The sequence below is a fragment of the Achromobacter insolitus genome (genome assembly GCF_002209555.1).
Taxonomy (GTDB): Bacteria; Pseudomonadota; Gammaproteobacteria; order Burkholderiales; family Burkholderiaceae_B; genus Achromobacter; species Achromobacter insolitus.
In genome coordinates this window covers 290,447-315,837 of sequence record NZ_NJIF01000004.1, presented here as the reverse complement: position 1 = coordinate 315,837, position 25,391 = coordinate 290,447, and the positions used below count along the sequence as shown (strand labels likewise).

Below are 25,391 nucleotides of genomic sequence, written 5' to 3'. Positions count from 1 at the left end.
TGTGGGTCTCGATTGTGGGGATTCAGGCGACGGTCGGACCGATGTCCTGCACCGTCGCGCGGCGCATCGATCGGCGATACTTCTCGTCGAAGCCGGCGCCCCGGTGCATGGTGCAGCGGTTGTCCCAAAGAACAAGATCGTTGGCGCGCCAGCGGTGCCGGTACACGAACTGGGGCTGCGTGGCGAAGGCCATGAGTTCATCGATCAGTTCGCGGCTTTCGTCATCATCCATGCCCTCTATGCGGCTGATGTGCGATGCGATGTAGAGGGATCGGCGGCCGGTGCCTGCATGCCGGCGCACGAGGACTTGCCGCACGGGCGGCTGGAGCTCGCGCCAGGCGTCAGGCACTGAACCCACGTCGAAATCCGTCAGTCCGCGCGAGTGAAAGTAGTCATGCACCGCGATCAACGGAGCCAGGCGTTGCCGCCGTTCTTCGTCCAGGGCGTCCCAGGCCGCCCGCATGTCGGCGAATTCGGTGGCGCCGCCGACGGGCGGGATTTCCTGGGCCGACAACAGGGATACGCTGGCCGGCGTGCGCTTGAAGGAACTGTCGGTGTGCCAGAGCTGGTTGCTCAGGTTGATAAGGCGGCGAATGTCGCCTTTGTCCAGAATGCCGCCGCGTTCATCCAGGTTGGAGATGTCGGAAAGCTCGGCGTGGTTCAGGCGGCGAGGGCGGTGCGCGTTGTAGACCGATGCGCCCACCGATGTCTCCAGCGGACCAAAATACCGCGCCACGGTCATCTGCCCGGCCTCGTCCAAGGGCTGGTCCGGCACGACCAGCACGGCGTAATGATCCAGGGCGCCGCGCAGCGCTTCGATGTCCTGCGCCGATAGCGGCGCGCGCAGGTCGATATTGGCCACCTCGGCGACAAAGCCCGCGTAAACGGGGGTGAGTTCCATCATTTTCGTTCCTCCGATGGCAAGCCACTGATGCGCAATCGCATCCTGGTGTGCTATTATTTTTCGACTATCGAAAATTATTTCTTCTGTCGAAATAATCATGCCTAAGATTCCGAGTGAACGAACTTGGGGTTTACCCAAGGGCGGCGATCAATTCGTCGAGGCTTTTGCGCGCGGCCTGGCCGTTATCCGTGCATTCGGCCCTGGCCACCAGGCGCTGACGCTGAGTGAAGTAGCGCAGCGCGCCAACCTGACGCCGGCTGGCGCCAGGCGCTTGCTCTACACGCTGGTGACGCTTGGCTACGCACGCACCGAGGACCGCAGGTTCAGCCTGGCGCCGGCGGTGCTCGAACTTGGCTATGCCTATTTGTCGTCGCTGTCCTGGCGCGATATTGCGCGGCATGCCGTCGAGGAGTTCATGCGCGACACGGGCGAGATCTGCACCGTGTCGGTGTTGGATGGCGAAGACGTGGTCTATGTGGCCCGCGCGGAAATGCCGAGTCCGCTTTCACGGCGCCTGGGAGTTGGAGAACGTCTGCCGACCCACGCCACGTCCAGCGGCCATGTGCTGTTGGCGGGCGCGAGCGTTCAGGAGCGGGAGCTGTTCATCGCCAAGGCGCCGTTTGCGCGCCATACACAGCACACGCTGGTTGAGGCTGCGGAGTTGCGTCAGGCGATCGAAGACGCAGCAAAGGCGGGGTATGCACTGGCAAGCGAGCATCTGGAGCTGGGCATATGCGGCCTGGCCGTGCCGATCAAGGACGAGAGGGGGCGGGTGGTTGCAGCGTTGACCACCAGCTTGAGTCTGGCAAGGCACGAGCGCGCCGAAATCGTGGGCAAGTTCCTGCAAAAAATGCGCGGCACGGCGGAGCAGATCAGCGGGGCACTGGCGTGAACCGATGTGCCCGGAGCGGATGCGTCACTTGCACGCTTTGCGAAATAACGCTATTATTCAAGGCTTGCTTTTAAACGCAATGCGAAACGCAAATGCGCCCGTAGCTCAGCTGGATAGAGTACCTGGCTACGAACCAGGGGGTCGTAGGTTCGAATCCTGCCGGGCGCGCCAAGTTCGATTGCGCATTGAACGTCTCGTTTAAATAGCAAGAGCAGTGAAGAGTAAAAGCAGTAAAAACAGAGCAGTAAAAACAACGGCAAGATTTTTCTGATATAATTTTGCCTCTTTGCCGGAGCGCCCGTAGCTCAGCTGGATAGAGTACCTGGCTACGAACCAGGGGGTCGTAGGTTCGAATCCTGCCGGGCGCGCCAAGTTCACTTGGTCAATACAGCAAAGAAAATGGAAAGGCCTTTGATCATGCATCAAAGGCCTTTTTGTTTTGCGCGTCGCCAACGCCGTCGCGACGGATCGCTGGATCATTGGCGGAGCAGGCCTGTCAGAAGCGGATCGTCAAGCCCGCCATCGGGCCTTGGAGCACCGCGTCGAACTTGAATCCCCCGCTGCTGTAGTCCACGCCCAGGGCGCGATAGCCTATCGCTGCCGAGACGTTCTTGCTGATGTTGTAGCCAATGCCCAGGCCGACGTCCCAATCCGCTTCCGCGCCGCCCGCGCCGATCAGGCCCCAGCCGGTGAGGTAGTACTTGGAGCTGAGGACATAGTTTCCGCGCACGCCTACCAGGCCGTCTACCCACGTGGCGCCGTCGCTGCGCGTCCTGCCATTCAGGTGAGCGCCCTTGAGCGTGATGTCGGTGTCGACCGACCAGACCCGCAAGCCCGCCACCACATCCAGCTGGTGCGGCGAATTCTCCAGCACGGAATACCCCATCCCGAGCAGTCCCGCGAATGTGGATGTCTTCACGTCCGCGCTGCTGGCCAGCAGGCCGCGCGGTGTGTCGCCTTGGGTGCCGATCTTGGTGTAGATCAGGTCGCCGAATACGCTGTAGCGCCCTTTGCGCGCATCGCCGATCAGCATGGCGCCGAAGTCGAGGTTGTCGAACAGTTTGTCGAAGTCGGCATGGATATCGATGACTGGCGAACGCGATTGGGACACCTTGCCGGACAGGCCGGCAGCCCAGAAGTAAGGCGTGACCGCGAACTGCCATTCATTCGAGGGCAGGGAAGCGGGAGCGGGGTCCGTTTCGGCGCCAACTGCCGCCGCGGCATGGAGCAGGCCGCAAGCCAGGCAGCCCGTGATCTTTTTTTTCATTGCAAACCCTTCCCAAACTGCAGGCGCGATGGATCGGATCCGTCACGCCCGCGGTGAGCGCAAAGCCGGCCTCCGGCCGGCGGGTGCCACGCCGGAATCAGGTGACCCTTCTTACCGGAGGGATGGTCCAGGAGCCGTCGATGATGGATGGGTTGCTTTCATTGGGCCAGTACAGGCGCATCATCAGGATGAATTTTCCCTTGGGCGCCGGCAGCCAGTTCGACTCCAGTTCGGGGCCGGGCGATTCATGCTGTATGAGCAAATCGATCGACCCGTCCGGCTTTGCCTTCAGGGGCTGGCGCGCGCTGATCGAGTAGCGGTTCAGCGGGTTGTCGACGAAGAAGTAGGCCGCGTCATACATGGTCAGCGACCAAAAGCCCGAGACGGGAGGCGTGAGGCCTTTCTTGAACGTCAGCACATATTTTTCGGATCCGTCATAGAGACGTTTGATGGCGCCGGTATCCGATTTCAGGGAGGTGGGGTAGATGGCGTCCTGCGGGCGGTTGGCCCCCAGGCCGATCGCGGTCACCAGCGCGCGTTGGAGGTAGTTGGTGCCATAGATGCCGGTCTTGGTTGTGAAGCCCCAGCCGTCGATGTCCTGTATGTCGCCGCCGCTGGACTTGAAATGCGTCATGATGCGCCCAAAGCCGACTTGGGGAACGCGCTTCGCAACGGCAGGGTCGAGCAGAGTCTTGTCAAAGTCCTTGCCGGGCACGATCCCTATCGTGGCCATCTTCGCGACGATGGGCGCGTCGGCGGCGTTGGGCGGGTTGCGCTTGAGCAACTGGGCAAACAAGCTGAAGTACTCGACCGCGTCCATGTTGTTGACCTGGTCGCGCACCGAGGTCTTCATGTCGATGGCGGGGTCGACCTTGCCTGCGGGGGGATTCCAATCCTTGCCCCAGGCGCTCAACGGACAGAGCTTCACTTCATCCTGCAGCTTGTGGACTTCCGCGTAGTCCTCCTGAGTGCCGGTGCAGTAAATGCGGCCCAGCAACCAGACGATGCTGGTCGGCGATTTGTACTGGGTCATGCCTGGTGGAATCGCGCCCTCCCAGCCGGGGCCGGTCACCACGAAGGTTTGCGGTCCTGTACCCGTCGTGCGTTTCCCGGGCACGTCGAATACCGTCGTCCAGCCGTCCAGCATCGGAAACAAGGCATAGCGTCCGTTCATGTCCGGCAGACTGACGACCCAGGGCTCATCGCCGACGTCAAAGAAGGACGTGGTGTAGAGCGTGTCGGCATTGGGCGCCGTCACGTCCCGGAACTTCGCATCGGGATACTGCCGCAGCTTGATGAGATGCCCCATCGGCGCTCGTGTCCCCTTGGGTTCCGCCACGTTGGTGATGACACGCCTGGTCATCTCCATCGTCACCAGCGGGTAGGCGTAGACGTAGACATCGGTGGCCACGCCGAATTGCTCGTCGCCTTCAGGCAAATCCGCGACCAAGCCATCGGCAGCCCGGGCGGGCCTGCGCAGGGCGCTGGTTGCGAGCAGGGCAAGAGCGCCCGTGTTCAATGTGCGGCGTGTCAGCTTCATAGGATCGCTCCAACGGAATCATGGTTTGAAAATCACGAAGGGCCGCAGCACAGCCAGGACTGTGCCGCCCGATACCTTGCTTCACCGTTCCCGGACGTACTTCCCGATTTCCTGGGCAGCGCCCGTAGTCCATTCATCTATCAGCGGTTGCAGCTTGGACAGGCGGACGCCGCCGGCGCCTTGGGTGGCGTTGGCGACCTTCTCGCCCGTGCCGCCCCGCACGGACGCATACAGCAATTCGTCCGTCATGCTGTCCGTGACCCGCGCCTCGATGGCGACGGTCGCGTTGCGCGCCATGCCTCCTTCCATGGCGGCCTTGGCCTCGGTCATGACCAGGGCGATAGGGATGTATTGATAGGCTCGCAGCGCTTGCGCAGAGGTGCCTACCGCCGTGATTGCGATGCGTATATGGGCGACGCCCGGTTCGGCGCGATCGACCAGCCTCACGCGCTCGCCCACCTTGCGCCTGAGGGTTTCGTTGACCGCATCGCGTATTTCCGTGAGGGTTTCCAGGGAAACGTCCGCGGAAGGCTGGGGCTCGGGGTAATACATCACGGGATCGAGCCAGACCGCGGTGTAGCGCGACGGGTTGAATGCGGGGTTCAGGTAAACGAGCCGGGTGCCGCCGTCGGGGGCCGGCGCTTGATGCAGAAGCGAGTAATCAGGGAGGAAACCGGATTCCGCCGGTTGTGGGGCGGTGGAACAGCCCGTCGACAAAATCGTGGCCGCAAGGCTCAGTAGAAGCGCGCCCGAGGAATGCTTGATGTTCATGCAAGTTCCTTCTGACCGTTAGGGGGCGATGAGAGCCCCGGCTGCTGGCGTCGGCGAGAGGTCCCGTACAGAAGCTGCTTTCCGCTCGTGGGCGCATGTTATGACTTAAATGCACAGGAAGCCAATTATTTTTCCAACGCGGGAGTTTCGCAATGCGGACTCGTGAACCGGGCTTTCTGAACTATTTTCTTTGCGCGTGTTTTGTGGAAGGAACCACCGCCACAGGGCGGCTGATTTGCGCAGCTTTTATTATTCATGGTATAAACACGCCTCTTTCGGAGCGCCCGTAGCTCAGCTGGATAGAGTACCTGGCTACGAACCAGGGGGTCGTAGGTTCGAATCCTGCCGGGCGCGCCAAGCTTCTTGCTTGGCCTACAGAAAGAAAACGGAAAGGCCTTTGATCTTGGATCGAAGGCCTTTTTGTTTTGCGAGCAGGGATTGATTCACTGCGGGTTGATTCACTGCGGATTGATTCACTGCGGCTCAGTGCGTCGATGGAGGGTCCGCGGCCTGGACTGGAACCGGGCCTCGGGCGTTGTCATCGCCGTCGTCGAACCCCCAATCACCGACTGTGTACCAGTCGTCTCCCAGCATTTCAGCGGGATGCATGGTGCGGCCGGAGCCGTTGCCGCAGGCCATCGAGTCGGTAGGGCAATAGCGATCGCAGCCCCAGCATATGCGTTCGGGGTGCTTGGGATGCAAGGGAAACTTCTTGGCCATGCCGGGTGCCTGCTGCCTGATGGCGCCGCGGGGGCGACGCCGCTCGTTCCATGTATGCGTACAGCGTACTGCTCGGTGCGCATGAATATCTTTGATCTGGAACAAGCGCGAGCGCCGGCGATGCCGGACGCGCGCCGGTGCCGTGGGCTTGAAGATTTGGGGATGCAACGGCCGCCACCCGAATGCATGGGGTGGCGGTCCTGGTGGGCCTAGTGGCGTCGTCGGTCCACCGCCGTCAGCGAGGTGCCGCTCTTTACCAGACGGTAGGTCTGTCCGCCCAGCCACGAGACCTTTTCGCCTGTGCTGGTGCGGCATATGCAATGCGTCTTCGGGTCGAAACGCGGGGTGCCCAGCGCGGAGTACGCGTCCGGGTCCGAGACGAAGCGTTCAATGCGGTACAGCGTGCCGTCCGGCGCGGTGGCGAGGACGTCGGTCAATCGTCTTGCGGTGCCGAGCATATGCGATACCTCCATGCGCGGGCCATTGGATTACGGCGCCAAAGTCGTTTGGGCAGTTCAGTGCGCCCGGGCGGGAAGCTTGATGTTCCGGCGCGAGGCGCTATTGAAAATGCCCTCCAAACAATGAATCGTCGAGCTGGTCGGGAGAGACGCCCAGGGCTTCGGATACGCGGTCCAGGATAACCTGCCTGGGGCGCGGGCGCGGCCTTTCCAGTTCGACGTAGATGGAGTGGTCCACGCCCAGCCGCGCAGCCATATCAGCGGTGCTGATATTGAGATGCTCGCGCCAGGCGCGTATCAGGCTCCAGTCGTTGCCGGTTTTTAGATTGACGACAGCTAATGGTAAATGACTCTGCCCCTGTGCAGAGGCTTTGCGCGCCGCGGGTTTTCTGCGTGCGTCGCGCAGGCTGCTCTTGGTGGCAGCGCTTTTGCGGGAATCGCCACGTGGCGTGGTGGCCGCGGTTTCGGCGGTGAAAATGGTGCCACTATTCAGTTGGCGATACTGGTTGTCGCCAATCCAGTGCAGGGTTTCGCCGTTGTCGAGCATGCATTCGCAATCCAGGTGGTAATTGCTGGGCATGCTCTCGAGTTGCGCGATGGTTTCCGTGGTCGTGGCGTGGCGCACCACACGGTGCAAGACACCGTCTGGCGAGCGCACAAACACGTCGGGAAGTCTCCAGGAAAACGGAATGATAATCTCCACGGCGAAACCTTTCCCGCCACTGTATCCCGGGGTGCGTGTGGTGGGATTTGGGGTTTCCCCTCGCCTGACTTGAGTCTCTGATTGTGCGCCACATCAGCCCACAACATCTTCACAAATCTTCACTGCGCGCGAGGCTATCATCGCCGCGTTGCCTGTTGTCCGGGCGTACTGTTCGAGTGGTGTCGATGCGCGTTGTCGCGGCAGGAATCCGGGATGCGCGGCCGCGAGCAAAGGCGGTGGCGTGGTGGGCGGTACTGGCGTCATGCATGCTGCATGCGGGATTGGCTGGGCTCTGGTGGCGCGAACGGATAGAGCCCATAGGCGGGTCCGCCGCGCACCCGCCGGACCTTTCGTTCTTCGTGGATCTGTTGCCGGAAAAGGTCCCGCAGCGTTCCACGTCGTCGCAGCAAATGGCCGCCGGGGCCTCCGCGGGCAACCCCGGGCCTGCCACGCCTGCACGCATCGATACGCCGTCGATTCCTTCCGCGCCGCCACGGCAACGTTCCGGCGCGTACAAGACGCCCGCGCCGCCTTCGCCGCAGCGGGCGCCCGCGCAAGCTTCAGGCGCGCAGGACTCGCATCGCGACTTCGGTTGGCGAGCGGAAGACGCGGCGTCGGCGGGCATGCCGCGCTCGCGCGGTGAGCCCGTGGTGCGCCTGGGGCCCAAGGCGCCGGTCGAGCAATCCGAACTCGCGCGAGGCATCGCGAAGAGCGCGCGGCCACCGTGCAAGAACGCTCATGCCGACATGGGCTTGCTGGCCTTGCCATTCCTGCTGGCCGATACCGTCACGGATCGGGGCTGCAAGTGGTGAGGGCGAAGCCCGCGCTGGCGAGCAGCCGGGGCATGACGTCCGCGGCCGCGCCGCGCAGATTGTGGTGCGCGCGCGCATCCAGCGGGGTTGCAGCTACATTGATCTGCGCCACGATCGCGCCGGCAGCCAGCGCGCGTTGCGGCAACTCAGCCGCCGGGTAGACCAGCGCGGATGTGCCTATGCTCAATAGCAGGTCGCATTGTTCGGCGGCGAGCATGGCGTGGCTCCAGGCGTCCCTAGGCAGGCTTTCACCGAACCACACGACGCCGGGCCTTACGGGAGCGCCGCAGTGTGAGCAGGCTGGCGGGACGATGCGCCGTCCTTCTTCGGGTTCGTCCGGAAGCTCCTGCGCAAAGGTGTGCGCGGCGCCGCAGGCCGAGCAGCGGGGAGCATGCAGACTGCCATGCAGATGCGCGACGCGAGGACTGCCTGCGCGTTCATGCAGATCATCCACGTTCTGCGTGACGACGAGCAGTTCGGGCACATGCCGCGCCCATGCCGCGATGGCGCGGTGCGCGGCATTCGGGGTTGCGCGCAGGACTTGCGCGCGTCGCCATTCATACCAGCCCCAGACGACGTCGGGCTGGGCCTGGAACGCCTCGGGGGTAGCCAGCGCCTGCGCGTCAAAGCGTGACCACAAGCCCGTCAGCGCATCGCGGAAGGTAGCGATGCCGCTTTCCGCGGAGACGCCGGCGCCGGTGAAGACGACGATGCGCCGAGCCTGCCGCAACGCTTGCGTCAGCGAGGGGGGAATATCCTGATGCGTGTTTTTCATTTTCAATCTTGCAGCCCGTCCGATACGCTCGCATGCGCGAGTCTGGCCCTGTCAAGAATAGCCTTGGGGCGATTACCCGGGCGGCGTCAGGGGCAAGGCTGCGCATCCGTCCTGAATCGTGGATACTATTTTTTCAATCTGGGATTTCCAGAACTCATGGAGAGACGCAATGCCCGAATCTCAAGGCGGCCTGGACAGGCTGCGCCGCTTCATCGCCGCCGCGACCCGCTTGGCCACACCTTCCGGTCTGGCGCAAAGCCCGGAGCTGGAGGCGGCCTTCGCGGATCTGGTGCGGCATGATGACTGGCTGCCCGAGGCCTGTACCGCGCCCCATCCGCAGTACTACCAGCAATACCTGCTGCATTGCGATCCGCTGGAGCGGTTTTCGCTGGTGAGCTTCGTATGGGGGCCCGGGCAGTTCACGCCGGTGCACGATCATGAGGTGTGGGGCTATGTGGGCATGTTGCGCGGCGCCGAGGTCAATCAGCGCTATGTCCGCGGCCAGGATGGCGGCGTGGCCCCTGCGGGAGCCGCGACGACCCTCCAACCGGGCGACGTGGAGCGCCTGTCGCCCGCCGAGGGCGACATCCACCGCGTGTCCAATGCCCATGCGGACCGCGTATCCATCAGCGTCCATCTCTATGGCGGCAATATCGGCGCCGTGTCGCGCCATGTCTATGACCCCGCCACGGGGCAGGCCAAGCCTTTTGTGTCGGGGTATTCTTCATCCAGCCTGCCCAACCTCTGGGACCGCTCGGAAGCCGTGCGGGCCGCGATTGCTGGCGGCGCCGGCTAGCACCCTGTTCGATTGCGGCGTCTCGTGCTATTTTCTTGTCCTAAATATTAGGAAAACAAACAATGGACAAGACGCTGCTCAAAGGCCTGATGGTGTTGGAGGCAGTCACCGACGTGGACAATCCGCCGCGCACCATCGATGCGCTGGCCGCTCGCGTCGGGCTGACCCGCAGCAATACGCACCGCACCTTGCAGACGCTCATCCACGCGGGCTACGTGATCAAGGACGATGACGGCGGCGGTTATCGCGGCGCGGTGCGGCTGTTCGAGCTGGCGGCGCGTCAACTAGCCCAACTGGACGTGCGCAAGCTGGCAGCCCCGCACATGCGCACGCTGGCCGACCAGACGGGAGAAACCGTGCACTTGTCCGTGCTCGACGGCTTCGACGTGGTGTACGTAGACAAGATCGACAGCCCCCAGCCCATACGCGCCTATTCCATGGTGGGCGGACGCGCGCCGGCCTATGCCGTCGCCACCGGCAAGGCCTTGCTCGCCTATCAGGCGGAAGGCTACGTCGAGCGTTACGCCGACAAGCTCGTGCGCCATACGCCATCGACCATCGTGTCCATGCCGCTGCTGAAGGACGAACTGCGCAAGATCGCCCGCAGCGGCTACGCGATCAACCGGGGCGAATGGCGCGAAGGCGTGGGCGGACTGGCCGTGACCCTGTTCAACAGTCTGGACCAGCCCGTGGCCGCGATAGGCATCTCGGGGCCGCTGGATCGCCTGAGCGCCGCTAGGATGAAGCAGCTGGCGCCGGAAGTGGCCGCCTGTGCCCAGTCGATTTCGCAAGGGATGGGCTATCGCCGGGGCTATCTGGACCAATAGCGGTCCGCGCCAGGGCCGCGGCGATGCGCCGGGCCTGGCCTTGCGCCAGGCGCGCATTGACATCCATGGAGGTGGTCCAGAAGTACGTGCCGCTCGCCAGGCTGCCCAACAATGAAATATGCGCCTGGATTTCACCCTGCGCGTTTTTCAGGCAGCCCGTGTCGTAGTCCAGCGCCAGGCCGCCGTGAGGGTCGGGCCGGGCGTGCCCTTCGCGCAGCAGCGCGGACACCAACGGGTCCTGCGTGCGCGACGTATCGACCGAGAAGCTGGTGGCATTGATCAGATAACGGCTGGCGTGCGTGCTGATGTCACCCGCCGGATTGCGCAAGCGCGTGTGGAACAGGCCGCTGGCGCTGTCGTGCCGGCTGTCCAGATAGCCGCCGCTCACTTGCAGCTGGCCGTTCTGGAACAGCGCCTGCAGCTTCAGGGCGTTGCGCATCGGAAAGGTGGCGCGCCGCGCCATCCAGAGCGAACGCCACTGCGCCTGGAAGCGGCCGCGCTCGGACGGCGGCATCAGGTGCCAGATCAGGTCCACGGTGGCGTTGGTCGCTGCCGCCACGGCCTGCCAGGGACGGGCGGCCTGCTCGGACCGCCGTATCTCCGCGTCCAGCGCGGCGCGGGCATCGCCGTCCATGCCCAGCACGTCTGCCGGTTCCAGGCTGCCGCCCAGCGCAAGCACTTCTTCCTGGAGCGCCGCCGCGATGGCTGAAAGAGACAGTTCACCGCCATGCCTGGCGGCAAGGCGCGGAACGCCTTCCGGGCCCAGTTGTTGCAGCCTGCCGGGCGTACGGTTGTGGGGGCTGCGTACGGCAGGCAGGCGGCCATTGCGCGACACGCACAAGATGGGGCCGCGATGGGCTGCCTGCCGCAAGGCCGCCACGGCGTCGACGGCGCTCAGGCTGGTGCCGACCACGCAGACCGGTGCATCGGCGGCGATGCCGCTGGCCAGCGCGCGCACGGGATATGGGCTGTTGAAGTATCCGGGCGCATCTCGCAACCCGGGAAAGGCCTGCGAGGGCAGGTTGCCGTTGCATAGCGCCACATAGCGCGCGATGCAGGGCGCTCCCTGTTCGGGTTCCACATGCACGCCGCCGCCAGGCAGGGGCGCCACGCGGCGGACGCGGCTGCGCACGTGCGTGAGCGCGATGCCCTGGGCATGCGCCAGTGCGCGGGCTCGTTCGTACACTGCGCGCATGTAGGCGCCGAACAGCGGCCGCGGCAGAAAGTCCGTCGGTGCGATCGTTTCGGCGTCGTGCGCGCGCAGCCAGGCGGGGTCCTGGACGCGCAGCCATTCCACGAAATCCAGCCGGTGGTCGGCCCGCGCCGACATATTGCCAGCGGGGATATTGAGCAGGTTGCTCGGCAGATCGTCCTGGTAGGCGTCGCCCGCGCCCGGCTCGGCCTGCGGCTCGAACAGCACGATGGCCAGTGGTCGGGCGCCGGCCGGTTCCAGCGAGAGCAGGAACTGATACAGGAGGCTGACGGCTACCGAGCCGCCGCCAACGATGGCCAGGTCCGCGGCAGGCGGGGTGGAGCTTGCGCGAGGCGCCATCATTTGGACGCCGACAGGCGCACGACGTCGGCCCATCGGGCGACTTCCTGCTTCAGCACGCGGCTGGTGTCGGCTGGCGTGGTGGCCACGGCGTCGGCGCCCAGCTTTTGCGCAGCTTGCTGCACGGACGCCATGGCGGCAGCCTTCTGCATGCCCGCCGAAAGCTTGTCCACCACCGCGGGCGGTGTGCCGGCCGGCGCCAGCAAAGCGTAAGTGGTGGCGACCGAGTAATCCTTTACGCCTTGCTCAGCCAGCGTGGGCAGATCCGGCAATGCGGTGGCTCGCGTGGCGGTCGTGACGCCGAGCAGGCGGATTTTTCCGGTGGCAACCTGCGGCAGCAGCGCCGGCAACGTTTCGATCACCATGTCGATCTGGCCGCCGAGCAGGTCGGTAATGGCCGGGCCGCTGCCGCGATAGGGCACATGCATGAGCTTGGTGCCCGTCACGACCTGGAAGAGTTCGCCCGCCATGTGCTGGGACGTCCCCGGACCGGCCGAGCCGAAGGTGATGGAGCCGGGCCGGCTCTTGGCCAGGGCGATCAACTCCTGGACATTCTTCGCCGGGATCTTGGCGCTGTTCACCGCCACGGCCATGGGCATGCTGGTTGCCATCGATACGCCCACGAAGGCGGTGCCAAAGTCGTAGCCGGGCTTGTCCGGCATGGCGGCATGGATCGCGTGGCTGCCCACTGCGCCCATCAGCAGGGTATAGCCGTCGGCCGCGGATTTGGCGACGTACTCCGCGCCGATCTCGCCTCCCGCGCCCGCTTTGTTTTCCACGACCACGCCTTGGCCCAGGTAGTCGCCCAGATGTTGCGCATAGATGCGCGCAGCGGCATCCGTTGCTCCGCCGGGTGGGAAGGGGACCACCATGCGCACGGGTTTCGTCGGCCAGTTGTCGGCCGCGGCCGCGCCGCCTGCCAAAACCAGCGCCATGCCAGTCAGGGCAATGCGCCACATTTTCTTCATGGAAGTCTCCTTGGTGTCGGTGGGGGCCGGCATGCGCTGGGCCGCGGTCCTTTTTTAAAATCCTAAAATATAGGACTCGTGTATCAATAAATGGTTTACTTAGAATTCCACACGGTGATATGCTGGTCAACAATTAAGCGCGCTACATAGGGATTGCACTAGGAATGGCGCCGGAATTCATGCGCTTGCAGCAGGCGTGCGGTGAATGATGCCAGCCTTCAAGGCGTGCTTTTATAATGTTTTATTCATCCTAAATATTGAATTTTCATAACGAGAGGTCAGACATGACACCCAGTTCGGCACTGGCCGGCATTACGGTGCTGGAGATTTGCAATGTCGCGGCGGGACCTTTTTGCGGCATGTTGTTGGCGGACATGGGCGCCGACGTGATCAAGGTCGAAAACCCCGAAGGCGGGGATACGCTGCGCAGCTGGCCGCCCATTTCCGAGGGCTATAGCGAGAACTTCGCGTCGCTGAACCGCAACAAGCGTTCGGTGACGTTGAACCTCAAGGACCCCGGCGACCTGGCCCTGGCGCGCGAGCTCGCGCTTTCCGTCGACGTGCTGATCGAAAACAACCGGCCGGGCGTGATGGATCGCCTCGGGCTGGGATACGCGCAACTGCGCGAGGCCAATCCCAGACTGGTCTATTGCTCGATCTCGGCCTATGGCCAGTCTGGTCCGCGCTCGCAGGAGGGCGGCTTCGACCTGACCATCCAGGCGATGAGCGGCATCATGAGCGTGACCGGTGAGGCCGGGGGCGAACCCGTGAAGTGCGGCGTTCCGTTGGCGGACTTTTCGGCGGGCCTGTACGGCGCGTTCGCCATCGCGTCCGCCTTGCGGGCGGCCCAGGCCGACGGACAAGGCACGCATATCGACGTCCCCATGCTGGGCGCCACGCTGGGCATCGCTGCCTTGCAGACCTCGGAGTTCTTTGGCAGCGGCAAGGATCCGGTCAAGCTGGGATCGGCACATCCGCGCAATGCGCCTTACCAGGCCTTCCGCTGCAAGGGGGGGTACTTTGGCATGGCCGCGGGCAACCAGGCGTTGTGGAAGGGCGTATGCGCGACAGTGGGCCGGGAAGATCTGCTGACTGATCCGCGCTTTACCGATACCAGCGCCCGCGCGCGCAACCAGACGGCCCTGCGCGAGATCCTGGAGGCGATCTTCGAGGCGGAGGACGCCCAGGCCTGGCTGGCGCGGTTCCGCGCGGCCGGAGTGCCATGCGCGCCCATCAACACCTATTCCGAAGTGCTGGCCGATCCGCAGGTGGAGCACATGGGCTGGGTGCAGCCCGTGGAGCTGCCCAACGGCGTGCGCACCCGTACTTTCGGGTTGCCCGTGCGCTTCGACGGACAGACTACGGCCTTGCGCCGTCGTCCGCCCGCATTGGGCGAACACAATGACGAAGTGCTGGGCGCGCTGCGCGCGGCCCGCAAGGAGACGACTGCATGAGCGGCGTCCTGCGCATCGACAGGCAAGGCGCGGCGCATGTGCTGACGCTGGCGCGGCCCGACAAGATGAACGCCTTGTCGGCCGAACTGGTGGAAGCGCTGATTGCCGCGCTGGACGAGGCCGAGGCCGGCGGCGCCAAGCTCATCGTGCTCAAGGGCGAAGGCAAGAACTTCAGCGCGGGTTTCGACTTCGGCGCTTGGCAGGAACAGAGCGAGGGCGATCTGCTGCTGCGTTTCGTGCGCATCGAGACACTGCTGCAACGGCTGGCGGCGTCGCCGTGCCTGACGCTGGCGCTGGCCCATGGCCGCAACTTCGGCGCGGGCGTGGATTTGTTTGGCGCCTGCAAATGGCGCGTCAGCGCGCCGGACGCCACGTTCCGCATGCCCGGGCTCAAATTCGGCCTGGTGCTGGGCACGCGACGTTATGCGGCACTGGTTGGGGCGGAGCGTGCGCGCGCGGTGCTGGAGCAGGCAGCCACGTTCAGCGCGGAAGAGGCGTTGCGTGACGGCTTCGCCAGCCGCATCGTTGCGGCGCAGGACTGGCCGGACATTGAGCGCGAGGCGCTGGACGCCGCGTCCGCGCTCAGCTGCGCCAGCCGCGTCCAGCTATACGCGGCGCTGTCGGCGGAAACGCCCGACACCGATCTTGCCCGCCTGGTGCGCTCCGCCGCCGAGCCGGGCCTCAAGGACCGGGTGGCGGCGTATCTGCAGGCGCGCTAGGCGCACAAGAACAAGCAGGCAAGGAGACATCATGGCATCGGGTTTCAATCAGAAGAACAAGCAGTGCACCCTGGCCGAGCTGGCCGCGCTGGTGCCCAACGGCGCATCGATTGCATTGGGCGGCAGCTTCCTGCACCGCGGACCATTCGCCTTCGTGCGCGAGCTGATCCGGCAGGGGCGGCGCGACCTGGAGCTGGTCAAGCAGTCGCCTGGCTACGACGTGGACATCCTGTGCCGCGCCGGCGCGCTGCGCCGCGTGCGCGCGGGCATCGTCGCCATGGAAGGGAACTTCGGCCTGGCGCCGTGGTACCGCAAGGCCGTGGAGCGTCACGAGATCGAACTGGAAGAACATGCCTGCGCGAGCCTGACGGCCGGGCTGCGGGCAGCCGCCTTTGGTGTGCCGTTCCAGCCTTGCGGCGGCCTGCATGGCAGTGGCCTGCCCGAGCTCAATGGCTGGAAATGCCTGGACGATCCCTATGGCAGCGGCCAGCAGACCTGGGTAGTGCCGGCGATCCGCCCCGACTTTGCCGTGATTCATGCGTCGGAAGTGGACGCGCTGGGCAATGTGCGCGTGCACGGCACCGCGCACTGGGACCGCATCATGTCGCGCGCGGCGGGCAGTGTGCTGGTGGTGGCCGAGAAGGTCGTCGACAGCGCGGTGTTCGAGGCCAATCCGGAATCCACGCTGGTGCCGTTCTTCATGGTGCAGGCATTTGCCGTGGCGCCGCAAGGCGCCTGGCCCGGGTCCTGCTGGCCGGACTACGCCATCGACTATCCAGCGGTGGAGGCATACATGGACAAGCAAGGCGATCTTCAGGCGCACATGGCCGCGGCGCCGGAAGCACGGGAGGTGCAGCATGGCTGAGCAATGGTCGGGATTTTCGTACATCGTCACCAATCTGGCGCGGTTTATCCGTCCGGACGAAATCACCTTCAGCGGCGTGAATTCCACCATGCCCATGCTGGCCTGCCTGCTGGCCAAGCGCGCGTATGACTGGGACTTCGTCTACATCAACGTGGCTGGCGGCGTGAATCCGCGGCCCTCGCACGTGCCGATCTCCAGTTCCGATCCGGTGCTGGCCGAGCACACGGCCTCGATCTTCTCGAACGAGGATTTCTACGACCTGTGCACGCGCGGCCGCATGGACCTGACCTTCCTTGGCGCGGCCCAGATCGATGGGGAAGGCTGCGCCAACAATTCCTGCATTGGCGACTGGCATGAACCCAAGGTGCGCCTGCCGGGGGGCGGGGGCGGCGCAGTGATGCTGCCTACCGCCAGGCGCGCCTGCACTTGGCGCACGGAGCACTCGCGCCGCACCTTCGTGCCCAAGCTGGACTTCATGACCTCCTGGGGCGGATTCCACGGCGTGGTCACGCCGATCGCCGTATTCGTCAAGCGCAACGGGCGCCTGGCCTTGCAGTCCTGGCATCCGGAATCCAGCCTGTCCGAAGTGCGTGAGCGCACGGGATTCGAATTCGACGCCACGGGCGCCGAGCCGTCCGCGCTGCCCTCGACCGCTGAAGCGCGCGCGCTGCGCGAACTGGATCCTGACGGACAGTTCGAACGCGACGCCGCCGTCGTGCTGCGCTAGGAGGCCAGGATGACGATCGCCGATGCCACGTTGGTGGCCGCTTTTGCGCGCCTGTGGAGCCAGCCGCAATGGGCCGTGCAGCCTGCCATTGCGACTGCGCAGGGCGTGCTGACGTATGCCGACCTGTACCGCGCGGTTGGATGCATCGCCGGCGGCCTGCGCGCCGTTGGCGTGGCGCGCGGCAGCCGCGTGGCCATCGCGATGGAACGCTCGCAAAGCCAGGTGCTGGCCATTCTGGGCGTGATGGCGGCGGGCGCATGTCCGTGTCCGCTGGAGCCGCGGCTATCGGATGCGGAAACCGCCCGGCGCGTGGCGGCGGTGGGGCTGGACTGGGTGTTGCATGACGAGTCCAATGCCACGACGGCCCGGGCCAGCGGCCTGGCGCAGCAATGTTTGTTGGACGCCGCAGGCGTGGCGCAAGGGCCGCTGGATTGGACGGGCGCCGGCGAGGCGGAGCCCGGCGACGCGGGCCTGCTGTTATTCACGTCGGGAAGCACAGGCAATCCCAAAGGCGTGCTGCTCAGCCATCGCGGGTTGGCAAACAATGCGCGCGGGGTGCTCGCGCACACGGGTTTGACGCCGCAGGACCGACTGCTGCACGTTATGCCGCTGCATCACACCAATGCGCTCAATAATCAGATTTTCACGCCGCTGCTGGCCGGTGCCTGCGTAGCGCTGGCGGGCCGGTTCCGGGCGGAAGACATGCCGGGTTTGCTGCAGGCGTTCCGGCCCACCATCATCACGGGCGTGCCCACCATGTATGCGCGCATGTTGGAGCTGGAATTCGATCCGTCCAGCCTGGCGGCGTTGCGCTTTGCGCGTTGCGGCTCGGCGCCGATCACCGAAGCGCTGCATCGGCGCATCGAAGCCTTCCTGGGCTGCCCGCTGGTGGTGTCGTATGGCTTGTCGGAAGCTACCTGCACATCGACCATGAATCCCCCCGCAGCGCGGCGCGTCGGTTCAGTGGGCACGGTGCTGGCCGGCCAGAGCGTTACCTTGCGGCTGCCGGACGGCACGCAGGCCGCGCCAGGCGGAGAAGGCGAGATCTGCATCGAAGGCGACAGCCTGATGCTGGGATATCTGGGAGTGGACAACGCCGACGCCCTTGCGCCGCAGTTGCTGCGCACGGGCGATCTGGGGCGTTTCGATGATCAGGGCTACCTGAGCATTACCGGCCGCATTAAGGATGTGATCATCCGAGGCGGGGAGAACATTTCGCCGGCGTTGATCGAGGGGGTGGTGACGGGACTGCCCGGCGTGGCGGCCTGCTGCGTGGTGGGCGCGCCGGACGAGGATCTGGGTGAAGTGCCCGTGATCTTCGTGCAGCGCGCGGGGGACCTCGCACCGGACGGGCCCGGCATACAGGCGGAAGTCTTGGCGCGCCTGGGCCGGATCTACGTGCCGCGTGACGTGCTCTGGATCGATCGCCTGCCGGAGAATGCGGTGGGCAAGGTCGACCGCAAGGCGTTGGCCCGCCAGCTGGCACCCGCGGCTCTGCGCGTGTAATCGAAAACGGCGTGCACGCCCCGTGTTCCGGGGCGTGCGGCCAGGCTATTCGACCTTGCCGATCCGGTTGACCGCAACCTCCAGCGAGGCCGAGTCCTTCTTCCAATATTCGTCGAATGCGGGCGCGTCCAGGTATAGCACCGGGCTGCCCGTGCCCGCAATGCGCGCCTGGACGTCGGGATTGTTGGCGATGTCCTTGACCGTCTGGCGCAACTTGTCGATGACGGCGGGCGGCGTGCCGGCCAGCGCGAAGACGCCCGACCATTGCACGAAGCTGATGTCATAGCCCTGCGACTTGAAGGACGGCACGTCCGGCAGGCTGTCGAGCTTGCCGTCGCCCCAGTGCGCCAGCGCCTTGACGCGCCCGGCCTGGATCAGCTGCATGACGCTGGACGGGCCGGTAGCCAGGGCGTCGACCTGGCCGCCCACCAGCGCCTGCACGGCGGGGCCCGCGCCAGTGAAGGGCACGTGCATCATCTTGATCCCGGCCGCGTTCTGGAGCATTTCCATCGGCACGTGCATGGTGCCGTAGATGCCCGAAGACCCGTAGCTGAATTTACCCGACTGCTTCTTGGCCGCGTCCATGAATTCCTGCAGCGTCTTGTACGGTGCATCCGCGCGCACCACCAGCACGGTGGGATCGGCCGTGATCCGCGCAATGGGCACGAACTGATCCAGCTGATAGGCCGGCTTGCGTTCCAGCAGCCGATCGGCCGCTGGCAGGATGGAAATGGACGACAGGCTCATCAGCAGGGTGTAGCCGTCCGGCTTGGCGCGGCCGGCCTGGCCGATGCCGATGGCGCCGCCAGCGCCGCCCTTGTTTTCGATCACGACGGTCTGACCAAGCTTATCGCCCATGGCCTGGGCCAGCGGCCGCGCGATCGTGTCCGCGACACCGCCGGGCGGGAAGGGCACGATCATGGTCACGGGACGTTCGGGATAGCCGGCAGCCAGCGCGTTCGCGGCTCCCAGCCACAGCAAGACGGCCGCGGCCGCCCGGGTGCATCGCAGATTCATGTCTCACTCCTTGTGTGTGGCCGCCGGGCCGCCCCGCGTCTACCCTTGTCTTTCCAGGACAGCAATCCGTATCGCGGGCGCGGCGGCGGCTTTTCTGTTGCGTCGCCCCGTGTTCAGGTTCCGGGGCTTGCGCTTAGACGAAGCGGTTTTCTATGTGCCCGATACCGTCGATCTCCACGCGCACCACGTCGCCGTGCTTCAGGAACTGCGGCGGGTTCAAGCCCTGGCCCACGCCCGCCGGCGTGCCGGTGGCGATGACGTCGCCCGGATAAAGCGTGATGCCGCGCGAGCAGGTTTCGATCAGCGTGGGGATGTCGAAAATCAGGTCTTCGGTGTTGCCGTCCTGGCGCAGTTCGCCGTTGACCCAGCAGCGCACGCGGGTCTTCTGGCCGTCCAGCTCGTCGGCCGTCACCAGCCAGGGGCCCATGGGGCAGAAGGTGTCGAAGGACTTGCCCAAGTCCCATTGCTGGTGGCGCATCTGCACGTCGCGCGCCGTAACGTCGTTGACCACGGTGTAGCCAATGACGTGGCTCATGGCTTCGGCGCGGGAGATATTGCGGCCGCCCTTGCCAATCACCACCGCGAGTTCGGCTTCGTAATCGATCTTGTCGGACACGCCCACAGGCAGGCGCACGTCGTCCCATGGACCGATGACGGTTTGCGGCACCTTGGTGAACACAATGGGCCAGGATTCGGGGTTGGCGTCGTTGTCCTTGAAGACGGAATCGCGCAACTCCTTGGCATGAGCGTGGTAGTTGCGCCCTACGCAGAACAGGTTGCGCCGCTGCGCAGGCAGGGGCGCTTCGTGTTCCACCTGGTCCCAGCGGTAGGACGAGCCGATCCTGGCCGGAAGGGCGCGGCCTTCGGCCAGCCATTCCACGGCCGTCAGCGCGCCGGCGGCCGCGAGTTCGCGCGGAAAATCCAGGGCGGTCACGCTGCCGCCATCGTCGGAGACTGCGCCGATGTAGCGCTCGCCGTTGATCCGGAATACTGCAATCTTCATTCTTGCTCCCTGGGCGGGTCGGAGCCGCCTTTGTTTGATACCAAAAAATACCAATTGGGCCTGTTTGGCAGCCCAATTTCGGGAGAGGATATACCAAAATGATCCCGCTTTCTATCGACGGATTGCGCGAAAGAACGTTTTTATTGGTCTGATTTGGTATTATTCGCCCCGCATAGCCATTAAGGAACGCCCATGGACAAAGCTTCCGCCTTGCGCGCGGTCATCATTGAGAACCTGCAATCCGGCGCCTGGCCCGCCGGGCATCGCTTGCCCACCGAGCGTGCGCTCAGCGAGCAATTCGGCATCAGCCGCTCGACCGTGCGCCGTACGTTGGCGGACCTGAAGACCGAAGGCCTTATTTCGCAGCGCGTGGGTAGCGGAACCTACGCCAATCCGCCGTCCACCCTGGCGCAGGCCGAGGTGTTGCTGCGTGCGGAAGTGCTATCGACCAGCCCCGCCGAATTGATGGCGGCCCGGTTGGTGCTGGAGCCGGCCATCGCGGCGTTGGTGGTGCAGCACGGCACGCCGGCGGATTTCGCGGCCATGCAGAATGCTTGTGCGCAGGCCGAGGCCGCCGAAGGTTTCGAAGCGTTCGAAATCTGGGATGCCAAGCTGCATGAGCTGATGGCTACGGCCACGCATAATCTCTTTATCGAAAAGGTATTCGCGCTGATGACGGCTGCGCGGTCGCAAGCAACCTGGGGCGCGTTAAAGCGCAAGAGCCTGACGCGCGAGCGGCGCGAAGCCTACCAGGTTGAGCACCGTGAAATTGTCGAAGCGCTGCATGACCGCGATGCCGAGCGGGCCATGGAGGCCGTGCGCCGGCATTTGCTGCACGTGCGGGACAATCTGCTCGGGTGAGGGCTGGCTGGCGCCAGCTGGTGGCGCGCCAAGTACGAGGGCCGGCGCCTCAGGACTGCGCGCGCAGTCTTGCCAGTTCGGCGGAAAGCTCCGCCACCAGTGCCTCGGCGCGCGCCAGCGGGTCGTGTGCTCCGGGGGAGGACTCCGTGGGCGCGGCGGGCGATTGCAGCCGGGGCTGCACGCTTTCGTGACCCATGCTGACGTCGACGTCGAACACCAATTGCTCCGCGCGGTGCCAGGTCGTGAACCATTCCAGCGGCCGACCATGCTGGTCCATGCCCTGGCCCTGCAGCATCAACAAGGGCGTGCCGGTTTGCGTGTCCAGCAGTTCCGCCAGCGTCTTGTCGGCAGCCACCGCCCGGATCTGGTTGCGGCCGGCGCCAGGGCGCAGGCCGAAGCGGCGCGTCAGCACGCCATGCAGGGACGCGTCGGTCAGGTCGTCGGCGCGCAAGCCCGGCACGGCATCGGCGGGGATCCAGGTGCGCACATAGGCCAGCGGGGCGTCGGCCACGTGGCGCAGGCGTTCCAGCATCAGCAGTCGCGTGGTGCCGAAAAAGGCCTCCACGTCGGGGGGCGGCTCGGCGCGCGCGAAGGCCAGCACGCGCGTCTGCAAGGCGACGCCAGACTGCGCGAACTGTTCGTACAGGCCGGTGGAGCGCTGCACGAGCCGGCGGTGTTCCTGGGGCGCCGCCACGGTGGCGGGGCGGCCGGTTTCGCGCTGGATCAGGCCTTCGGTAGCCAAGGCCGCGAGCGCCTGCCGGACCACGCTGCGCGCCACGCCGAAGCGTTCGCATAGCGCTGCCTCGCTGGGTAGCACGGCGCCTGCCGCGAGCTTGTTCGTGCGGATGTATCCGCGCAGCAGCGTCGCCACCTGGGCGTGCAGCGGGATATCGCCGGAGCGATCAAGTGCGGGCAATGCGTCGTGCGTGGCGGGCGCCATGGGAATCAACCTCCGGTTTGTGCCCGCGCAGTTTCCCACACATGCGTCCAGCCCGGGGCCAGATGCGCGGCGCGCTCGGCGGCCAGGATCAGGCTGTCTTCGCGGGCGATGCCGCGGCCGGCGATGTCGAAGGCGGTGCCATGGTCCACCGATACGCGCACGACGGGCAGGCCTACCGTGATGTTCACGCCATCATCGCCGTAAACCGCCTTGAAGGGTGCGTGGCCCTGGTCGTGGTAACAGGCGATAACGAACTTCCATTTGCCGCGCACGGCCTGCGGGAACAGGGCGTCGGCAGGAATCGGACCGGCGGCCAGGATGCCGGCGGCATTGGCCTCGGCGACGGCAGGCGCCAGGATGTCCGCGTCTTCCGTGCCGAAGATGCCGTTCTCGCCGGCATGCGGATTCAGGCCCGACACCGCCACCGGCTGGTCGCCGCGGCCCAGCGCCTTGGCGAAGGAGCCGGCCAGGCGCAGCACCGCGCGCATGCGCGCCGGCGTCAGGTCCTCGATGGCCTGGCGCAGCGACACGTGGGTGGTCGCGTGGAAAATGTAGAGGTCGCTGGCCGACAGCACCAGCGAAAAAGTCTTGACGCCGAACTCATGCGCCAACAGTTCCGTGTGGCCGGGCCATTTGTGGCCGGCCGCGTGCATGGCGGCTTTGTTCAGCGGGGCGGTGACGATGCCGTCGACCTCGCCGGCGCGTGCCAGCGCGCAGGCCGTCGTGACGAAGCGCACCGAGCCGTCGCCTGCGTCCGCGCTGATCTCGCCCAGTTTCACATGAGCCAGCGACGGGCCTGCCTGCAGCACTTCAATGGTGCCGGGGGTGTTGGTGCAGTCGGCGGCGCGGTCCAGCTTGCGCACGATGGCGGGATCGCCGCCCAGATTGCGCACGGCATTGGCCATGACGTCCGTGTCGCCGACCACCAGCAGGCGGGCCTTCTGGCGCAGTTCATCATGGCCCATCAGCATCTTGGCCGTGATTTCCGGCCCGATGCCCGCTACGTCGCCCAGCGTTACGGCCAGCAGGGGCAGTTTGCCCGGTTGGGGTTGTGTCATCGCTTGAATCTCCTGTCGCGGATCGCGCGCACCGCGCGAACCAGTACGTCTTCGGTGCCAAAGCCGCCGGCCTTGGTCACCACGGGCAGGCCAGCGGCCGTGCCTCCGGTCAGCGTGCCCAAGGGCACGCCGCCCATCACTTCGTCCACCAGCGCAATGCCGCGCGCGCCTAGCGCCACCAGCACGCTGCGCGCGCCGTCTCCGCCCGTGGCGACCACGCCGGCCGCGCGGGCGCTGGTGATCAATTGCGCGGCCAGGCTGCCCAGCCGTTCGGCGACCGTCTCCGAGTCCAGACCGTCCAATTGGCCTTCGGGCGCCAGCAGCAGCACGGTGCCGGCCTCCGCCGGCGCCTTGGCGTGAGCCTGCAGCAGCGGCTGGCTCCAGGCCTGCCAGGCCGCGTCGTCGGCCAACTGGGGCAGCGACGGCGTCCAGGTGTCGGCTCCCGAGGCTTGCAGCGCGGCGGCTTGCGCGCGCGCTGCGCTGTGCTGCGAAGTCACTACCACCACGACGGGCGCGGTCTGGTCGGCGCCGGCCCACACTCGGGCCAGGGGCACCGCCAGGCCGCCCGCGCCCACCGGCAGGGCATGCGCGCCCAGCAGGCCGATGGCGCGCGCCAGGCGCTCCAGGTCGGCCTCGGTGGCGGCATCGACGACCACGGTCTGGCCAGCTTCGCGGATGCGCGCCGCCAGCGCTTGCGGCGTGTCGCCGTCCTGGGTCGCCACATGGGCGCAACCGAGCAGGGTGGGGATATGGCTTTCCGTCACCGGGGTGACCGGATCGGTGGCCGCCGAGGTCTCGGTGACCGGCTTGCCATTGACGTAAAGCACGCCCTGCACGACGGTGCGGCCGGTGGCCGGGAAGGCGGGGCAGATCACTGCCACGGTGTCCGGACCCCAGGCCTCGCGCGCCGCGTCGATCTCGGCCTTGAAGGCGCCGCGCAAGGTCGAATCCACCTTCTTGTACAGGCGCGTGACGCCCGCTGCGCGCAGGCGCCGCACGTTTTGCCAGACGACCTCGGCCGCGTCGGCGGCCGCCAGCGCGCGGCTGTTGGTCGTGACCGCCAGCACTTCCACGCCGGCGGTGTCGGAACCCGACAGCGCCTCGTCGGCGCCGCCGATGGACAGGTGTGTGTTCCAGCCGGCGCGCACGAACTGCACCGCCGTATCGCCCGACCCGGTCAGGTCATCGGCGACGATGGCGATGGCGGGATTCAAAGCGCTTCTCCGCGCGCTTCACGCAGGGCGGGCGCGGCGGCCGACGCATCGGCATCCTCGGACTTGAGCTCGCCGGCGCGCTTGAGGAAATACGAAGCCAGCACCGGAGCCAGGATCGAGCTGATCAGCACGCAGGCCGCGACCTGCGCGGTGGCGGTCGACACGTATTGCTGGAAGTTGGGATCGGCCGCGGCCACGACTGCGGGCGTGGCGATGGCGTTGCCGGCGGTGGTGCCGGCCGCGAAGCCCAGGCCGCTCTTGCCGCCGCGGCGCAGGATGTAGCGATAACCCAGGTAGACCAGGCCGCCGGTGATGGGGCTGATGATCAGGCCCAGGATCAGGCCGCTGATGCCGCCGGAAACCACGGCGCCCAGATTGATGCCGGTGCCCAGCGCGAAGGCGAAGAAGGGGATGACAATGTTGGGCACGGGCTTGAGCACGTCGCGCCACTTGGGATCCAGGTTGCCGACCACCACGCCCAGCAGGAACGGCACTAGCGCCGCCACCAGGGCGATCATGGGGATGTCGGCCAGGCCCGAGGCGCCCAGGAACAGCAGGCTGAAGAAGGGGCCGTCGTTGACCGCGCTGGCGACATAGGCGCCTCGGTCGCGGGCATCGCCGTACTGGCCGGTATAGGCCAGCCAGAGGCCGCCGTTGCTGTTGTCGAATGCGGCCAGCATCGCCAGGATGGAGACGCCCAGCACGCCGTCCAGGCCGACGTAGCTGCCCAGGATGATGATGAGCGTGGCGGGCACCAGGGTCTTCATCAGCAGGATGGTGCCGGCGGTGGCCAGGATGGGCCCGCCGGTGCGCGTGTTGACCTGGGTGCCGGTGGCGAAGATGAGCAGCGCGATCAAGGGCAGGGCGCTGTTCTTGAACAGGGCCGTGGTGAAGCCGCCGATCGTCAGCGCATCGGGAGCAAAGGTGCCGATCAGGGAACCCAGGATCAGCGGCACCAGCATCAATCCACCGGGGATTTTCTGCATCGTGCCAAAAAAGGGTGAGCGGGAAGTTTCGGTCGACACTATCGGAGTCTCCAGGA

26 protein-coding genes and 3 tRNA genes are annotated in these 25,391 nt (G+C 65.7%); 13 read left to right on the top strand and 16 right to left on the bottom strand.

The annotated features are described in order from the left end of the window. Positions 1 to 22: 22 nt before the first annotated feature. Positions 23 to 904: a TauD/TfdA dioxygenase family protein gene (locus CEY08_RS16505; RefSeq protein WP_076814712.1), complete on the bottom strand. Its 882-nt coding sequence runs from the start codon at positions 902 to 904 to the stop codon at positions 23 to 25. 97 nt (positions 905 to 1,001) lie between these two features. Between CEY08_RS16505 and CEY08_RS16500 the strand changes: the two genes are divergently transcribed. The 3 genes from CEY08_RS16500 (at position 1,002) to CEY08_RS16490 (ending at position 2,167) form a co-directional block, all read left to right on the top strand. Next, positions 1,002 to 1,796, top strand: a complete 795-nt coding sequence (locus CEY08_RS16500) for an IclR family transcriptional regulator domain-containing protein (protein WP_076814711.1) — start codon at positions 1,002 to 1,004, stop codon at positions 1,794 to 1,796. Positions 1,797 to 1,890: 94 nt separating this feature from the next. Beyond that, a tRNA-Arg gene (locus CEY08_RS16495) sits at positions 1,891 to 1,967 on the top strand. 123 nt (positions 1,968 to 2,090) lie between these two features. After that, positions 2,091 to 2,167 (top strand) — tRNA-Arg (locus tag CEY08_RS16490). A 125-nt stretch (positions 2,168 to 2,292) separates the two neighbouring features. On the opposite strand, the gene CEY08_RS16485 is transcribed toward CEY08_RS16490, so the two are convergent. From CEY08_RS16485 to CEY08_RS16475, 3 genes are all read right to left on the bottom strand, one after another. Beyond that, on the bottom strand, positions 2,293 to 3,063 hold the full coding sequence (locus tag CEY08_RS16485; protein WP_076814709.1) for a hypothetical protein: 771 nt from the start codon (positions 3,061 to 3,063) through the stop codon (positions 2,293 to 2,295). A 97-nt stretch (positions 3,064 to 3,160) separates the two neighbouring features. Further along, positions 3,161 to 4,603, bottom strand: a complete 1,443-nt coding sequence (locus tag CEY08_RS16480; protein WP_076814707.1) for a DUF1254 domain-containing protein — start codon at positions 4,601 to 4,603, stop codon at positions 3,161 to 3,163. An 81-nt stretch (positions 4,604 to 4,684) separates the two neighbouring features. Continuing rightward, positions 4,685 to 5,374 carry a DUF3313 domain-containing protein gene (locus tag CEY08_RS16475; RefSeq protein ID WP_076814705.1) on the bottom strand — a complete coding sequence of 230 codons (690 nt, stop codon included), beginning with the start codon at positions 5,372 to 5,374 and terminating at the stop codon, positions 4,685 to 4,687. 280 nt (positions 5,375 to 5,654) lie between these two features. On the opposite strand from CEY08_RS16475, the gene CEY08_RS16470 reads away from it, so the two are divergent. After that, a tRNA-Arg gene (locus CEY08_RS16470) sits at positions 5,655 to 5,731 on the top strand. A 126-nt stretch (positions 5,732 to 5,857) separates the two neighbouring features. On the opposite strand, the gene CEY08_RS16465 is transcribed toward CEY08_RS16470, so the two are convergent. From CEY08_RS16465 to CEY08_RS16455, 3 genes are all read right to left on the bottom strand, one after another. After that, a complete protein-coding gene (locus CEY08_RS16465) occupies positions 5,858 to 6,094 on the bottom strand; it encodes a DUF3079 domain-containing protein (RefSeq protein ID WP_042794474.1) in 237 nt (78 codons plus the stop codon). 209 nt (positions 6,095 to 6,303) lie between these two features. Then, the gene (locus CEY08_RS16460; protein WP_170946329.1) at positions 6,304 to 6,552 is read right to left on the bottom strand and encodes a hypothetical protein; all 249 of its coding nucleotides are present in this window, start codon (positions 6,550 to 6,552) and stop codon (positions 6,304 to 6,306) included. A gap of 100 nt (positions 6,553 to 6,652) precedes the next feature. Then, a complete protein-coding gene (locus tag CEY08_RS16455; protein WP_076814703.1) occupies positions 6,653 to 7,255 on the bottom strand; it encodes a helix-turn-helix domain-containing protein in 603 nt (200 codons plus the stop codon). A gap of 266 nt (positions 7,256 to 7,521) precedes the next feature. On the opposite strand from CEY08_RS16455, the gene CEY08_RS16450 reads away from it, so the two are divergent. Further along, positions 7,522 to 8,067 (top strand): hypothetical protein, encoded by a 546-nt coding sequence (locus CEY08_RS16450; protein ID WP_076814701.1) that lies wholly within the window; start codon positions 7,522 to 7,524, stop codon positions 8,065 to 8,067. On the opposite strand, the gene CEY08_RS16445 is transcribed toward CEY08_RS16450, so the two are convergent. Beyond that, on the bottom strand, positions 8,042 to 8,842 hold the full coding sequence (locus CEY08_RS16445; protein WP_076814699.1) for an SIR2 family NAD-dependent protein deacylase: 801 nt from the start codon (positions 8,840 to 8,842) through the stop codon (positions 8,042 to 8,044). The two genes, CEY08_RS16450 and CEY08_RS16445, sit on opposite strands and share 26 nt — an antisense overlap. Positions 8,843 to 9,011: 169 nt before the next feature. Here CEY08_RS16445 and CEY08_RS16440 point away from each other — a divergent pair, with 169 nt between their 5' ends. Further along, complete coding sequence (locus CEY08_RS16440; protein WP_063641126.1) at positions 9,012 to 9,638, top strand: cysteine dioxygenase family protein; 627 nt, start codon at positions 9,012 to 9,014, stop codon at positions 9,636 to 9,638. 62 nt (positions 9,639 to 9,700) lie between these two features. Continuing rightward, a complete protein-coding gene (locus CEY08_RS16435; RefSeq protein ID WP_063641127.1) occupies positions 9,701 to 10,465 on the top strand; it encodes an IclR family transcriptional regulator in 765 nt (254 codons plus the stop codon). On the opposite strand, the gene CEY08_RS16430 is transcribed toward CEY08_RS16435, so the two are convergent. Both CEY08_RS16430 and CEY08_RS16425 read right to left on the bottom strand, forming a co-directional pair. Further along, positions 10,374 to 12,020, bottom strand: a complete 1,647-nt coding sequence (locus CEY08_RS16430) for an FAD/NAD(P)-binding protein (protein ID WP_232033819.1) — start codon at positions 12,018 to 12,020, stop codon at positions 10,374 to 10,376. The two genes, CEY08_RS16435 and CEY08_RS16430, sit on opposite strands and share 92 nt — an antisense overlap. Then, positions 12,017 to 12,985 carry a Bug family tripartite tricarboxylate transporter substrate binding protein gene (locus CEY08_RS16425; protein ID WP_063641128.1) on the bottom strand — a complete coding sequence of 323 codons (969 nt, stop codon included), beginning with the start codon at positions 12,983 to 12,985 and terminating at the stop codon, positions 12,017 to 12,019. The genes CEY08_RS16430 and CEY08_RS16425 overlap by 4 nt, the downstream gene beginning before the upstream one ends. Before the next feature lie 284 nt (positions 12,986 to 13,269). Here CEY08_RS16425 and CEY08_RS16420 point away from each other — a divergent pair, with 284 nt between their 5' ends. Genes CEY08_RS16420 through CEY08_RS16400 form a run of 5 tightly spaced genes read left to right on the top strand, consistent with a single transcriptional unit; the run spans position 13,270 to position 18,256 of the window. Next, positions 13,270 to 14,439, top strand: a complete 1,170-nt coding sequence (locus CEY08_RS16420) for a CaiB/BaiF CoA transferase family protein (protein ID WP_076814697.1) — start codon at positions 13,270 to 13,272, stop codon at positions 14,437 to 14,439. Further along, positions 14,436 to 15,158 carry an enoyl-CoA hydratase/isomerase family protein gene (locus CEY08_RS16415; protein WP_063641129.1) on the top strand — a complete coding sequence of 241 codons (723 nt, stop codon included), beginning with the start codon at positions 14,436 to 14,438 and terminating at the stop codon, positions 15,156 to 15,158. The genes CEY08_RS16420 and CEY08_RS16415 overlap by 4 nt, the downstream gene beginning before the upstream one ends. A 31-nt stretch (positions 15,159 to 15,189) precedes the next feature. After that, on the top strand, positions 15,190 to 16,023 hold the full coding sequence (locus CEY08_RS16410; RefSeq protein WP_042794463.1) for a CoA transferase subunit A: 834 nt from the start codon (positions 15,190 to 15,192) through the stop codon (positions 16,021 to 16,023). Then, positions 16,016 to 16,750 (top strand): CoA-transferase subunit beta, encoded by a 735-nt coding sequence (locus CEY08_RS16405; RefSeq protein WP_042794462.1) that lies wholly within the window; start codon positions 16,016 to 16,018, stop codon positions 16,748 to 16,750. Before CEY08_RS16410 ends, CEY08_RS16405 begins: the two co-directional genes overlap by 8 nt. A 9-nt stretch (positions 16,751 to 16,759) precedes the next feature. Then, positions 16,760 to 18,256: a class I adenylate-forming enzyme family protein gene (locus CEY08_RS16400; RefSeq protein WP_076814696.1), complete on the top strand. Its 1,497-nt coding sequence runs from the start codon at positions 16,760 to 16,762 to the stop codon at positions 18,254 to 18,256. Between the two features lie 45 nt (positions 18,257 to 18,301). Here CEY08_RS16400 and CEY08_RS16395 read toward each other — a convergent pair whose 3' ends face one another. Together CEY08_RS16395 and CEY08_RS16390 are read right to left on the bottom strand one after the other, a co-directional pair. Beyond that, positions 18,302 to 19,273 carry a tripartite tricarboxylate transporter substrate binding protein gene (locus CEY08_RS16395; RefSeq protein ID WP_076814694.1) on the bottom strand — a complete coding sequence of 324 codons (972 nt, stop codon included), beginning with the start codon at positions 19,271 to 19,273 and terminating at the stop codon, positions 18,302 to 18,304. A gap of 133 nt (positions 19,274 to 19,406) precedes the next feature. Further along, the gene (locus CEY08_RS16390; RefSeq protein ID WP_076814692.1) at positions 19,407 to 20,276 is read right to left on the bottom strand and encodes a fumarylacetoacetate hydrolase family protein; all 870 of its coding nucleotides are present in this window, start codon (positions 20,274 to 20,276) and stop codon (positions 19,407 to 19,409) included. A 192-nt stretch (positions 20,277 to 20,468) separates the two neighbouring features. Between CEY08_RS16390 and CEY08_RS16385 the strand changes: the two genes are divergently transcribed. Then, positions 20,469 to 21,137: a FadR/GntR family transcriptional regulator gene (locus CEY08_RS16385; RefSeq protein WP_076814691.1), complete on the top strand. Its 669-nt coding sequence runs from the start codon at positions 20,469 to 20,471 to the stop codon at positions 21,135 to 21,137. Between the two features lie 49 nt (positions 21,138 to 21,186). Here CEY08_RS16385 and CEY08_RS16380 read toward each other — a convergent pair whose 3' ends face one another. Genes CEY08_RS16380 through CEY08_RS16365 form a run of 4 tightly spaced genes read right to left on the bottom strand, consistent with a single transcriptional unit; the run spans position 21,187 to position 25,374 of the window. After that, positions 21,187 to 22,077 carry a GntR family transcriptional regulator gene (locus CEY08_RS16380; RefSeq protein WP_042794457.1) on the bottom strand — a complete coding sequence of 297 codons (891 nt, stop codon included), beginning with the start codon at positions 22,075 to 22,077 and terminating at the stop codon, positions 21,187 to 21,189. 5 nt (positions 22,078 to 22,082) lie between these two features. Continuing rightward, positions 22,083 to 23,135 carry a 4-hydroxythreonine-4-phosphate dehydrogenase PdxA gene (pdxA, locus tag CEY08_RS16375; RefSeq protein WP_076814689.1) on the bottom strand — a complete coding sequence of 351 codons (1,053 nt, stop codon included), beginning with the start codon at positions 23,133 to 23,135 and terminating at the stop codon, positions 22,083 to 22,085. Then, positions 23,132 to 24,349 carry a D-threonate kinase gene (dtnK, locus tag CEY08_RS16370; RefSeq protein ID WP_063641133.1) on the bottom strand — a complete coding sequence of 406 codons (1,218 nt, stop codon included), beginning with the start codon at positions 24,347 to 24,349 and terminating at the stop codon, positions 23,132 to 23,134. Before dtnK ends, pdxA begins: the two co-directional genes overlap by 4 nt. Next, complete coding sequence (locus tag CEY08_RS16365; RefSeq protein WP_042794454.1) at positions 24,346 to 25,374, bottom strand: 2-keto-3-deoxygluconate permease; 1,029 nt, start codon at positions 25,372 to 25,374, stop codon at positions 24,346 to 24,348. The genes dtnK and CEY08_RS16365 overlap by 4 nt, the downstream gene beginning before the upstream one ends. Positions 25,375 to 25,391 lie beyond the last annotated feature (17 nt).

Coding starts and splice junctions, on each gene's coding strand:
- CEY08_RS16505 (WP_076814712.1), bottom strand. CDS start 904: ATGATGGAACTCACCCCCGTTTACGCGGGCTTTGTCGCCGAGGTGGCC.
- CEY08_RS16500 (WP_076814711.1), top strand. CDS start 1,002: ATGCCTAAGATTCCGAGTGAACGAACTTGGGGTTTACCCAAGGGCGGC.
- CEY08_RS16485 (WP_076814709.1), bottom strand. CDS start 3,063: ATGAAAAAAAAGATCACGGGCTGCCTGGCTTGCGGCCTGCTCCATGCC.
- CEY08_RS16480 (WP_076814707.1), bottom strand. CDS start 4,603: ATGAAGCTGACACGCCGCACATTGAACACGGGCGCTCTTGCCCTGCTC.
- CEY08_RS16475 (WP_076814705.1), bottom strand. CDS start 5,374: ATGAACATCAAGCATTCCTCGGGCGCGCTTCTACTGAGCCTTGCGGCC.
- CEY08_RS16465 (WP_042794474.1), bottom strand. CDS start 6,094: ATGGCCAAGAAGTTTCCCTTGCATCCCAAGCACCCCGAACGCATATGC.
- CEY08_RS16460 (WP_170946329.1), bottom strand. CDS start 6,552: ATGCTCGGCACCGCAAGACGATTGACCGACGTCCTCGCCACCGCGCCG.
- CEY08_RS16450 (WP_076814701.1), top strand. CDS start 7,522: ATGCTGCATGCGGGATTGGCTGGGCTCTGGTGGCGCGAACGGATAGAG.
- CEY08_RS16445 (WP_076814699.1), bottom strand. CDS start 8,842: ATGAAAAACACGCATCAGGATATTCCCCCCTCGCTGACGCAAGCGTTG.
- CEY08_RS16440 (WP_063641126.1), top strand. CDS start 9,012: ATGCCCGAATCTCAAGGCGGCCTGGACAGGCTGCGCCGCTTCATCGCC.
- CEY08_RS16435 (WP_063641127.1), top strand. CDS start 9,701: ATGGACAAGACGCTGCTCAAAGGCCTGATGGTGTTGGAGGCAGTCACC.
- CEY08_RS16430 (WP_232033819.1), bottom strand. CDS start 12,020: ATGATGGCGCCTCGCGCAAGCTCCACCCCGCCTGCCGCGGACCTGGCC.
- CEY08_RS16425 (WP_063641128.1), bottom strand. CDS start 12,985: ATGAAGAAAATGTGGCGCATTGCCCTGACTGGCATGGCGCTGGTTTTG.
- CEY08_RS16420 (WP_076814697.1), top strand. CDS start 13,270: ATGACACCCAGTTCGGCACTGGCCGGCATTACGGTGCTGGAGATTTGC.
- CEY08_RS16415 (WP_063641129.1), top strand. CDS start 14,436: ATGAGCGGCGTCCTGCGCATCGACAGGCAAGGCGCGGCGCATGTGCTG.
- CEY08_RS16410 (WP_042794463.1), top strand. CDS start 15,190: ATGGCATCGGGTTTCAATCAGAAGAACAAGCAGTGCACCCTGGCCGAG.
- CEY08_RS16405 (WP_042794462.1), top strand. CDS start 16,016: ATGGCTGAGCAATGGTCGGGATTTTCGTACATCGTCACCAATCTGGCG.
- CEY08_RS16400 (WP_076814696.1), top strand. CDS start 16,760: ATGACGATCGCCGATGCCACGTTGGTGGCCGCTTTTGCGCGCCTGTGG.
- CEY08_RS16395 (WP_076814694.1), bottom strand. CDS start 19,273: ATGAATCTGCGATGCACCCGGGCGGCCGCGGCCGTCTTGCTGTGGCTG.
- CEY08_RS16390 (WP_076814692.1), bottom strand. CDS start 20,276: ATGAAGATTGCAGTATTCCGGATCAACGGCGAGCGCTACATCGGCGCA.
- CEY08_RS16385 (WP_076814691.1), top strand. CDS start 20,469: ATGGACAAAGCTTCCGCCTTGCGCGCGGTCATCATTGAGAACCTGCAA.
- CEY08_RS16380 (WP_042794457.1), bottom strand. CDS start 22,077: ATGGCGCCCGCCACGCACGACGCATTGCCCGCACTTGATCGCTCCGGC.
- pdxA (WP_076814689.1), bottom strand. CDS start 23,135: ATGACACAACCCCAACCGGGCAAACTGCCCCTGCTGGCCGTAACGCTG.